Annotated in this window: 8 protein-coding genes; 4 read left to right on the plus strand and 4 right to left on the minus strand. The window is 65.0% G+C overall.

The annotated features are described in order from the left end of the window. Positions 1 to 44: 44 nt before the first annotated feature. A complete protein-coding gene (gene urtA, locus GOQ09_RS16220; protein WP_157614444.1) occupies positions 45 to 1,310 on the minus strand; it encodes an urea ABC transporter substrate-binding protein in 1,266 nt (421 codons plus the stop codon). Between the two features lie 261 nt (positions 1,311 to 1,571). Here urtA and GOQ09_RS16225 point away from each other — a divergent pair, with 261 nt between their 5' ends. The 4 genes from GOQ09_RS16225 (at position 1,572) to GOQ09_RS16240 (ending at position 7,686) form a co-directional block, all read left to right on the plus strand. Further along, positions 1,572 to 4,964, plus strand: a complete 3,393-nt coding sequence (locus GOQ09_RS16225; RefSeq protein ID WP_242630854.1) for a hybrid sensor histidine kinase/response regulator — start codon at positions 1,572 to 1,574, stop codon at positions 4,962 to 4,964. Then, entirely contained in the window at positions 4,942 to 5,847 is a 906-nt protein-coding gene (locus GOQ09_RS16230; RefSeq protein WP_157614446.1) for a response regulator transcription factor, read from the plus strand. The genes GOQ09_RS16225 and GOQ09_RS16230 overlap by 23 nt, the downstream gene beginning before the upstream one ends. Positions 5,848 to 6,030: 183 nt before the next feature. After that, the gene (locus tag GOQ09_RS16235; RefSeq protein WP_157614447.1) at positions 6,031 to 6,849 is read left to right on the plus strand and encodes a substrate-binding domain-containing protein; all 819 of its coding nucleotides are present in this window, start codon (positions 6,031 to 6,033) and stop codon (positions 6,847 to 6,849) included. 57 nt (positions 6,850 to 6,906) lie between these two features. Next, the gene (locus GOQ09_RS16240; RefSeq protein ID WP_157614448.1) at positions 6,907 to 7,686 is read left to right on the plus strand and encodes a transporter substrate-binding domain-containing protein; all 780 of its coding nucleotides are present in this window, start codon (positions 6,907 to 6,909) and stop codon (positions 7,684 to 7,686) included. Positions 7,687 to 7,793: 107 nt separating this feature from the next. On the opposite strand, the gene GOQ09_RS16245 is transcribed toward GOQ09_RS16240, so the two are convergent. From GOQ09_RS16245 to GOQ09_RS16255, 3 genes are all read right to left on the minus strand, one after another. Next, the gene (locus GOQ09_RS16245) at positions 7,794 to 8,204 is read right to left on the minus strand and encodes a hypothetical protein (RefSeq protein ID WP_157614449.1); all 411 of its coding nucleotides are present in this window, start codon (positions 8,202 to 8,204) and stop codon (positions 7,794 to 7,796) included. Positions 8,205 to 8,215: 11 nt separating this feature from the next. Further along, positions 8,216 to 10,435, minus strand: a complete 2,220-nt coding sequence (locus GOQ09_RS16250) for a M1 family metallopeptidase (protein WP_157614450.1) — start codon at positions 10,433 to 10,435, stop codon at positions 8,216 to 8,218. Positions 10,436 to 10,846: 411 nt separating this feature from the next. Further along, positions 10,847 to 11,041, minus strand: a complete 195-nt coding sequence (locus GOQ09_RS16255; RefSeq protein ID WP_157614451.1) for a hypothetical protein — start codon at positions 11,039 to 11,041, stop codon at positions 10,847 to 10,849. Positions 11,042 to 11,055 lie beyond the last annotated feature (14 nt).

Consider the following 11,055-nt stretch of genomic DNA (forward strand, 5'->3'; position numbering starts at 1 on the left):
CTCCCGCGCGCGGGAGAGGGTTGGGGTGAGGGTCGGCGGCTTTCTTACTGATAGCCCTTCGGAAACGGATCCGGCTTGATCAGCTCGCTCGACTCCGCCACCACCTTGAACGTCCCATCCAGTTGCCCCTGCCCGATGCGCGCCTTGCTCCACAGGTGGTGGTTCGCATCCAGCTTCACGTAGCCTTCGGGGGCGGTCTTCAGTTCGATGCCCGGCGAGCTGGCCACGACCTTGTCCACGTCGAAGCTGCCGGCCTTTTCCACAGCCGCCTTCCAGAGCCATGGGCCGAGATAGCCCGCCTGGGTGACGTCGCCGATCACCGCATCCTTGCCGTACTTGCCCTTGAAGGCCTCCACGAACTTCTTGTTGTTCGGGTTGTCGAGCGACTGGAAGTACTTCATCGACGAATAGAAGCCTGCGAAGTTTTCGCCGCCCACGCCGGTCATTTCGTCTTCGGTCACGGCCAGCGTCAGCAGAAACTGCTTGTCGCCCGTGATGCCCGCGGCCTTGAGCTGCTTGTAGAAGGCCACGTTCGAGCCGCCCACCACCGCCGCAAAGATGCAGTCGGGCTTGGCGACCTTGATCTTGTTGATCAGCGAGTTGAAGTTGGTGTGGCCCAGCGGGTAATACTCCTCACCCTTGACCGAACCCTTCTGGAAGTTCTCGATGTGCTTGCGCGCGATCTTCATCGAGGTGCGCGGCCAGATGTAGTCGGAGCCCACCAGGAAGAAGGTCTTGGCCTTCTTCTCCTTCGCACCCCAGTCCAGGCCCCAGATGATCTGCTGCGTGGCTTCCTGGCCGGTGTAGATCACGTTCTTGCTCTGCTCCAGGCCTTCGTAGAACGTCGGGTAGTACAGGAGGCCGTTCTCCTTTTCGAACACGGGCAGCACGGCCTTGCGCGAGGCGCTGGTCCAGCAGCCAAAAACGGCGGCGCAGTGGTCGTTGACCAGCAGCTTCTTCGACTTCTCGGCAAAGGTCGGCCAGTCGGAGGCGCCGTCTTCCTTGATGACCTTGATCTTGCGGCCGAGGATGCCGCCCATCGCGTTGATCTGGTCGATGGCGAGCTGTTCGGCCTGGATGGACCCGGTCTCCGAAATGGCCATGGTGCCGGATGACGAGTGCAACTGGCCCACCGTCACTTCGGTGTCGGTCACCGCGAGCTTGGTGGTGTTGATCTTGGCCGTCGGGAACTGCGACTGCCCGAAGCTCAGGCCGGGGAGGCCCATCACGGGCAGCGCCGCGGCGCCCTGCAGCAAACGGCGGCGGCGCAATGCCAGGGCATCGAGAGAAGGATCGGAATCACGCGACATCAGGAACTCCAGGCGGGTTGAAAAATGAACTGGCCGCGCACCATCGCAGTGCATCGGACGGTGCCTCGAGCACCATGGCTGGTACTTTAGAAATCACTTGCGCCGCCGCGAATACGTCATTCAACGTAGCGGCCACCAGCGCCCGGACCTGCAGACTTGCAAGCCGCGCAAAGGGCGCAAACAGCGCAACGCACGCAGGGAGCGCTTCTTGCTCTGCTGCCTTCCATGCCGCCGCCCTCGCCCTTGCCGCAAGACCCCACCATGCAACCCGTCACCGGCCAGAAGATCTTTCGCATCCGCCGCGACTACAACGCGTGGGTCGCGAACGAAACGCTGGAGGACTACGCGTTGCGCTACACGCCGCGCAGCTTTCGCAAGTGGTCGGAGTTCCGTGTCGCGAATGCGGCCTTCGGCGCCACCTCTTTCCTCGCTCTGGAGGCCATTGGCGGCGCCATTGCGCTGAGCTACGGCTTCTCGAATGCGCTGTGGGCCATCCTGGTGGTGGGGCTCATCACCTTTCTCACCGGCCTGCCGATTTCCTACTACGCGGCCAAGCACGGCGTGGACATGGACCTGCTCACCCGCGGCGCGGGCTTCGGCTACCTGGGCTCCACCCTCACCTCGCTCATCTACGCGAGCTTTACCTTCATCTTCTTCGCGCTGGAAGCGGCCATCCTTGCGCTGGCGCTGCAGCTATACCTCGACTGGCCGCTGCCGCTGCTCTACCTGCTCTCGTCGATCGTGATAGTGCCGCTGGTCATGCGCGGCATCACGCTCATCTCGGGCCTGCAGCTATGGACGCAGCCGATCTGGATCGTGCTGTTCATCTGCCCCTTCATCGCGGTGCTGGTGAAAAAGCCCGAGCTCTATGCCGACTTCACCGGCCTGGTGGGCCGCACTTCAGACAGCAGCGGCTTCGACCCGCTGATGTTCGGCGCCGCCGCCACGGTGGCTTTTTCGCTGGTGGTGCAGATCGGCGAGCAGGTCGACTACCTGCGCTTCTTGCCCGAGAAAACGGCCGCCAACCGGGGGCGCTGGTGGGCCGCGGTGCTGGTATCGGGCCCGGGCTGGATCGTGCCGGGCATGCTCAAGATGATGGGCGGCGCCTTCCTGGCCTTTCTGGCGCTGCAACACGAGATTCCGGGCAAGCACGCGATCGAGCCCACGCTGATGTACCTCACGGGCTTTTCTTACGTGCTGCGCGACCCGGCCTGGGTGCTGGCGATCACCACGCTCTTCGTGGTGGTGTCGCAGATGAAGATCAACCTCACCAACGCCTATGCGGGCTCGCTGGCGTGGTCCAACTTCTTTGCGCGGCTCACGCACAGCCACCCGGGGCGCGTGGTGTGGCTGGTGTTCAATGTGGTCATCGCCATCTTGCTGATGACGCTGGGCGTGTTCGCGGCGCTGGAGCACGTGCTGGGCTTCTACAGCAACATCGCCATCGCATGGGTCGGCGCGTTGGTGGCCGATCTCGTCATCAACAAGCCGCTGGGCTGGAGCCCTCGCACCATCGAGTTCAAGCGCGCGCACCTGTATGACATCAACCCTGTCGGCCTTGGCGCGATGCTGGTGGCTGCGGCGCTCGCCATGCTGGCGTACTCCGGCGTGCTGGGCCAGTGGGCGCGGGCTTTCTCCCCCTTCATCGCGCTTGTCACTGCGCTGGTTGTTTCGCCGCTGCTCGCCTGGCGCACGCGGGGACGCTACTACCTGGCGCGCACCGACATCCGGCGCTGGGCACCGGGGCAGATGGTCAAGTGCTCGGTGTGCGACAACAGCTTCGAGTCGGAAGACATGGCGCATTGCCCCGCCTACAGCGCGCCGATCTGTTCGCTGTGCTGCACGCTCGAATCGCGCTGCCACGACCGCTGCAAGGCCGACTCTCGCGCGGCCGAGCAGATGAGCGGCTGGCTCAAGGCGCTGCTGCCTCCGGCGCTGTCGGGCCGGCTCAACTTTCGCGTGGCGCACTACCTTATGGTGGCAACCTCGCTCGTGGCGCTGCTGGCCACGGTGATGGGCGTGGTGTACGCGCAAGAGACCATCATGGGCTCCGATGTGGTGGACCCGGCCTTGCGCAGCGCCTTTCTCAAGGTGTTTGCGCTGCTCTCGCTGGTGGCGGCGGTGGCGGCGTGGTGGATCGTGCTGGGCAGCGAGAGCCGGCAGATGGCGCAGGAAGAATCGAACCGCCACAACCACCTGCTCACCGTCGAGATCGAGGCGCACCAGCGCACCGATGCCGCGCTGCAGACCGCCAAGGAGGCCGCCGAGGCCGCCAACCAGGCCAAGACCCGCTATGTGGCCGGCATGACGCATGAGCTGCGAACGCCGCTCAACAGCATCCTGGGCTACTCGCAGATCCTGCTCAAGGGCGAGGCCGTGGCGCCGCCGCGCGAAGCGGTGCAGACCATACAGCGCAGCGGCGAGCACATGCTCGGCCTGATCGACGGCTTGCTCGACCTGGCACGCATAGAGGCCGGGCGCCTGCAGCTGGAGCCCGCGCCGCTCGCGCTGCCCGCCTTTCTGGACGAGGTGGTGCACATGGTGCGGCCGCAGGCCGAGAACAAGGGCCTTGCCTTCGTGTACACCCACAGCGGCCGGCTGCCGCCCTGGGTGCATGCCGACGCCAAGCGGCTGCGGCAGATTCTCATCAACCTGCTGGCCAACGCCGTGCGCTTTACCGACAGCGGCACCGTTACTCTGCATGTGGATGCGCGGCGCGAAGTGCTGCGCTTCGACGTGGACGACACCGGCATCGGCGTGGCGCCGCAGGACCACCAGCGCATCTTTCTTCCGTTCGAACGCGGGGCCGCGGGACGCCGGCGCGGCGAGCCGGGCACGGGCCTTGGCCTCACCATCACCGGCCTTCTCACGTCGCTGATGGGCGGCGAGCTCGCCCTGGCTGCCACCTCGCCTGCGGGCAGCACCTTCAGCGTGCGGGTGTACCTGCGCGAAGTGGCCGACCCCGGCCCGCAGGCGAAGGCCGGCGCATTGCGGCGGCTGGTGTCGGGCTACATCGGCGAGCGCCGTACGCTGCTGGTGGTGGACGACCAGCCGGTGCAGCGCCAGATGCTGGCCGGCATGCTAGTGCCGCTGGGCTTCGAGGTGCGAGAAGCCGCCAGCGGTACCGAGTGCCTCGACAGCCTGCGCGAAAACCTGCCCAGCGCGATTCTTCTGGACCTCACCATGGACGACATGGACGGCTGGCAGACCGCAGCGCTGGTGCGCGCCTCGGGCTTCGATCGCATTCCGATCATCATCGTCTCGGCCAACATGTTCGAGAACCAGAGCGAGCTGCTGCGCGCCGCAGGCTGCCAGGCGTTCGTGGGCAAGCCGGTCATCGAATCGGAGCTGATTGCCACGCTGGAGCGCCATCTCGGACTCGAATGGCTGGCGCTCAACGACGCCATGCCGCCCACGGTCGATGTCTCGGTTCGTCCCGATCAGCTGGCGCTTTCCGAAGACGACCGCGCCGAGCTGATGCGGCTGGTGCAGATGGGCCACGTGCGCGGCCTGCACCAGGTGCTCGACCGGCTTGCCGCGGCGTCTCCGCCGGCCGCCGTGACCTGCACCTGGCTGCGCGGCATGGTCACCCGTTTCGATCTCGACAATCTCCGCAAGGCACTCGCAGAAGATGCAGACACTCTCGCCCCCTGAAACCGAACGCCCCGTGGTGCTGGTGGTGGACGACGCCCCCAGCAGCCTGGGCATGCTGTGCGACACGCTCGAATCGAGCGGCTACACCGTGCTGGTTGCCGCGGACGGCGAGGCCGCGCTGCAGCGCCTCGAACTGGTGGTGCCCGACGCCATCCTGCTCGACGGACTGATGCCCGGCCTTTCGGGCTTCGAGACCTGCCGGCGCATCAAGGCCAATGCGGCGCTTGCGCACATTCCCGTGCTTTTCATGACGGGCCTTTCGGAAACGGCGCACGTGGTCGAAGGCTTCGAGTGCGGCGGCGTCGACTACGTGGTCAAGCCCATTCGCGCGCAGGAAGTGCTCGCGCGGCTGCACACGCACACCCGCAACGCGCGCATCACGCGCATGGCGCGCGACGCTGTCGATGTGGCCGGCATGGGCGTGGTTTTTGTCGATGCGCACGGGCGTGTCGCATGGCGTTCACCGCAAGCCGCGCTGTGGCTGCACGCGATGGATGCGCCGCCGGCGCCGGGCCTGCTGCCCGCTTCGCTGGAGCCCGCGCTCGTGCCCGGCGGCGCAATAGCACTCATGACCGCGGCGGGCGCAAGGCTGTCGGTGCGCAACCTGGGCGCCGCCGCGCTCGGCGAGACCATGCTTCTTTTTGCCGTGCAGCGCGAAGGTACCGGCGGCGCGCCTTCTGCACGGCTGGCCGAAGCGGCCCTGACGCCGCGAGAGACCGAAGTGCTGTCGTGGCTTGCCAAGGGCAAGACCAACCGCGACATCGGCGAAATACTCGGCACCAGCCCGCGCACGGTCAACAAGCACCTCGAGCACATCTTCGAGAAGCTCGGCGTCGAGACACGCGCCGCCGCTGCGGCATTGGCAAGCGGGCAGCTCGCTTAAAAAAAACTGCGCTAGGTCGTACGAAACCGGAAGTCACTCATGTAGTCAAAAGTCATCAGGCAGGCCAAGCCATTCGGTTGAAACCCTCTGCCAGGCGGCCTTCTCGGTAATTACCCCGAAGACGCTGAAGGCTGATTGACAGTTTGGCTGCCTACGATGAACCTGAGCCACTCAGGAGACACCATGAAGACCCAGCCTTTCTCGTTCAATCGCCTGACGCGCCGCACGGCTCTGCTGGCGGCTGCGGCCGTTCTTGCCGGATGCGGCAGCCTCGGCGGCCAGGCACCCGTCGGCGGCGACATCCACGTGATGACCTCGGGCGGCTTCACGGCCGCGTACAACGACCTGCGCCCGGGTTTCGAGCGCAGCAGCGGTCGCACGGTCAAGACCGCGTACGGGGCCTCCATGGGCAACGCGGAAGATTCGATTCCGAGCCGGCTCTCGCGCAACGAACCGGCCGATGTGGTGATCCTCGCGCGTCCCGCGCTCGACGCGCTAGTGGCGCAAGGCAAGGTGGTGCCGGGGAGCCAGGTCGACCTGGTGCGCTCGTCCATCGGGTTTGCGGTGCGCAAGGGTGCGCCCAAGCCCGACATCTCGACCGTGGACGCGCTCAAGCGCACGCTGTTGGCGGCGCCTTCCATCGCCTACTCGGCCAGCGCAAGCGGCACCTACTACGAGACGGAGCTGCTCAAGAAGCTCGGCATCGAGGACCGGGTCAAGCCCAAGAGCAAGCGCATCCTGAGCGAGCGCGTGGGCACCGTGGTGGCCCGCGGCGATGCGGCGCTGGGCCTGCAACAGGTGAGCGAACTGCTCCCCATCGAAGGCATCGACTACATCGGCCCACTGCCCGCGGAGGTTCAGCGCGTGACGGTGTTCTCGGCCGGCGTGGCCACGGCATCGAAGCAGCCTGATGCGGCACGCCAACTGATTCGCTACCTCAACGCGCCTGCCGCGGCGCCGACCATTGCAAAGACCGGGCTCGAGCCGATAACGGCGCGCTGACGCATCGAGGCGGGTCAGTAAACTGGCGCACATCATCTTCCTGAAACGATGGACGCCATGACCCAGCCGAAGCCGCCGAAGTCGCAATACGGCATTGCACCCGCTCTTGTTTCCGCCTTCGCGCCCGGCGGCACGCTGCGCGCGTCGATCAACCTGGGCAACCCGATTCTTGCGAACAAGGACGCGGCCACGGGCGAGCCGGTGGGCGTGTCGGTCGATCTCGCGCGCGAATTCGCGCGGCGGCTCGGCGTCGGCGTGGAACTCGTGGTGTTCGAAAAGGCGGCGGCTTCCGTCGATGCCGTGAAGAACGAGAAGGCCGACATCGGCTTCTTCGCCATCGACCCGGCGCGCAGCGAGGGGTTGCTGTTCACCGCGCCCTATGTGTTGATCGAAGGCAGCTACCTCGTGCGCGAATCGTCGGCGCTCACGGACAACGCGCAGGTCGATGCCAAGGGCCATCGCATCTCGGTCGGCGCGGGCAGCGCCTACGACCTGTTCCTCACACGCGAGATCAAGCAGGCCGAGATCGTCCGGCTCCAGGGCGCGGCCGCCGCGTTGGCGGCACTGCGCTCGGGTGCGGTCGAGGTGGCGGCGGGCATTCGCCAGCTGCTCGAAGCCGAGGCACAGCGAGAACGGGGCGTGCGCGTGCTGCCCGGCCGCTTCATGGTGATCCAGCAGGCCATGGGCACTCCCGCCAGCCGCGGTCCCGAGGCGCAGGCGGTGCTGGCGGCTTTTGTCGAAGAGATGAAGGCGAGCGGCTTTGTCGCCGATGCACTGGAGCGCCATCGCATCGAAGGTGCGATCGTAGCGCCTGCCTCCACTGGAGCGGCTCTGTAGCTCTTGCGCCGTTGTTAAGGGCGTGTGCAAAGGCCACCGGGTACTCCCCTCCGCGAATGTCCCCCGGGGCTGCGCCCTCTCCCTTCAACGCAAGCGCAAGCGCCGCACTACAGCTTGTACGCCTCCACCGGCCCCTGCGAATAGAACAGGAAGTAGCCCGTCTCGGTCTTGAAGCTGTTCTTCTGCCACCCCGGCGGCACCTTGAAGATGGCGAGTTGGTCGCTCGACACGCCAACGAAGGCGGTGTCCTCGGTGTCGGTGGTGATCCTGCGCCAAGCCTCGCGCGTCACCGGCTGCATCTGCATCTTGGGCTCGCTCCACTCGGGCGTTCGAACCTTGTCGCGCATGATGTAGCGGCCGCCCTGCCACTCGATTTTCACCAGCTCTTTCAGCGCGCCGTTCTTCTTCACGGCATAGACGCCGACCAGCTCCGCCTCGGGCCCATCGCCCGCGCCGCAGCCTGACAACAACAGCAGTGCGACCGCGCCGGCCGCAAGGTAGCCCAATGCTTTCTTCATGGCGGTGCCCCTCAGCGCTTCTGGTTCTCGCGCAGCTTCAGGCTGCCCTGGTAGCGCAGCGCGTGCGGGTAGTCTTCCTTGCCGCCGGCATCCTGCGCCATCATCTTCTGCTGGCTTGCCTCGGTCTTGGCCAGGAGTGTCGACGGCAGGTTGATCACGCCCTTGATCTGGTCGTACTGCCCCTGAGTGATGCGCCCCACCGACAGCAGCCGGAATGCGTCCCGCTCGATGTTGAGCAGGAGCGGTTTGTTGTCGGCAAAGTTCTGCGCCTTCGCCAGCAGGTCGCTCCACGACTGCGTGCTGTAGTTGCTCACGTAGTAGTCCTGCCCGGTCGGCCCGGCAAGCACCGCGGTGCAGCCCGGAAGCTCCAGCTGCGTGGTGCTGGTCGCCATGACAAAGGTCTTGCGCTGTTCCATCGCGTCGCCATAGGCCAGCGTCACCGGAATGGTCCACGACGATGCCGGATAGGCGTTCTCGTTAGGGAACGGCTCCTGGGCGATCGACACGAAGGTGCGGTCGCCCGCGCATTGCGCGTCCACCGTCAAAAGCGGCACGCCGGTTTGCCGGATAAAGCTGTCGCCGATGTCGGCCACCCTCTTGCCGCCACTGGCTTTCTCGATGGAGTTCCACAGCCGCGACGGCGTGGCGTTGCCGAATGCGTAGTCCTTCAAGTAGATCTGCAAGCCCTTCTGCATCGCTTCTTCGCCGATGTAGTTCTGCACCATCTCCAGCACGTGGCTGCCTTTGTTGTAGACGAAGATCGAAGGGCTGATGAAGCCGAACGAACCCGCGTCGTTGAGGTTGCGCTGCACCGGCACCGCCGTGTCCTTCAGGTCGGCCACGATCACGGAGTGCTTGTCGAGCACGTAGTCGGAGAAGCTGTAGTAGTTCGGATGGAATTTGATCGTGGTGCGGCGGTCGAACCAGCGTGCGAACGATTCGTTGAGCCACACGTTGTCCCACCAGTCGAGCGTGACCAGGTCACCGAACCACTGGTGCGCAATTTCGTGCGTGACCACCGTGACCGAATACAGCGTGGGCGTGTCGCCCGGCTTGGTGAGCACGCGGTCGGCAAACTCGAAGATCGAGCCCCAGTTCTCCATGCCGCCGAAGCCGGTGTTCGGCTTGTTGTCATAGCTGTCGTTGGCCGCCACGGTGTCGAACTTCTTGAACGGCAACGCAATGCCGGTGTAGTTGTAGTAGTAGTCCATGGCCACCTTGGTCCACTCCATCGCGAAGGTGGCCCAGGTTGAGCGGCCCGGCGGCGTGAACCAGCGCAGCGGCATCTCGCTGCCGTCCAGCGGGTTCTTGAAAGTGTCCGAAAGAATGTCGAACTTGCCGCCGCCGAAGAAGGTGAGATACATCGGCATGGAAGGCGTTTTCTCGAACGCCACTTGCTGGTAGCCGTCGGGCAGCTTGACGGCCGACTTCTGCGCGGCATTGGACACCGTTTGCCAGTCGCCCGGCACCTCGGCCGAAATCTCGAAGGTGTGGCGGAAAGCCGGCTCGTCCCAGCCCGGGAACCATTGCCGCGCAAAGTTGGTTTCGCCCTGCGTCACGATGGCGTCGCTGCTCACGCCCTCGGGCGTGGAAAGGCCCACCTTGAAGATGCCGGTTGCCGCCGAGCAGAACGGGTTGCGCGCCATCTCGCCGGGCGGACAGTACTCCGCGTCGGAGAACTGGATCTTGCCGTCCCATTCCATGTGCAGCAGGTATTTGCCCTTGGCAATCTGCCCGTCGTTGCGCCGCAGCTGGACGAAGTCGCCCAGCGTCTGCGGGGTGGGCACCAGCGCAATCACCTCGGAGGGATTCGACAGCTTGCGCAAGGTGGTGCGGCCGTTGGCGAACTTCAGGTTGTGCGCGGCCACCACGATGGCGTCTACCGGCTTGAGCACCTCGATCTCCACGTCGCCGCGTCCCACGAAGGTCTTTAGCGCCGCATCGGGCCTGAACCAGAGCTTGTAGTTGATGGGCCAGACGGTATCGGGCAACTCCATCGGCTTCACGGAGCGGTCGGTCTGGGCCAGCGCCGCATCGGGCGCGAGCGCGGGTCCGTCGTCGGGCGCCTTGGGCGAGGCCGCACTGTCTGCCGATGGACTGGGGGCACTCAGTGCAGTGCCTCCCAAGGAAGATTCGCCGCCGCCTCCTCCGCCGCCGCAGGCCGCCAGGGCGGCAAGAGTCACGGCGGTAATGGCAAGGTTGTTGACGACTGGCTTGACAAGTTTCTTCATGATGATCGCCTCTTGGTAAAGACAGGCACCGCCCCGCATGTACCGGCGGATAGCCGGCCGTGCGCGAGCGCGCGCGGTGTTGGATGGAACGAAACAAAACATCGAACGAACAGGCAGCACCGCACCCTCCCGGCGAACTGAACGTTCGCAGGAAAACGCGGGCAACGCCGAGCCACACCGCGGTCAGGCAGGTGGTCCCAGGATGCGGGGAGCGAGGGGTTCCATTCCCGTCGATGCGCGAGGGCTATGGAATGGGTATGCCGGGCCGAGATGAATGCCTGGAGAGTGGACTTAGCGCACGCGCGCTAACTCATCATTTCCGGCATGAAATCGGAGTTGCGACGGCAAGTTCTTGTGGGCTGTTATGAATAGCTTCACGTGCGCTCTCCCTCCTTGGAAGTGCGAACATTTTTAGCTGATCGAATGCAACAGCGTCAACGAAGTACGGAACTTTTCCCTCTCAAAATGTTCGCGCGCCATACGACAAAGGGAGTCATTGAACAGATGCAAGCAATGCACTACGAAGATGGTTCCTTCTTCTTTCTGCAAGCGCTTGGCGGCGGCGAAACCGGCGCATGCCGTGTGACCGTGCAGCCACAGATGCATGCATTCATCATGGC

The sequence above is a fragment of the Variovorax paradoxus genome, assembly GCF_009755665.1.
GTDB classification, from domain to species: domain Bacteria; phylum Pseudomonadota; class Gammaproteobacteria; order Burkholderiales; family Burkholderiaceae_C; genus Variovorax; species Variovorax paradoxus_G.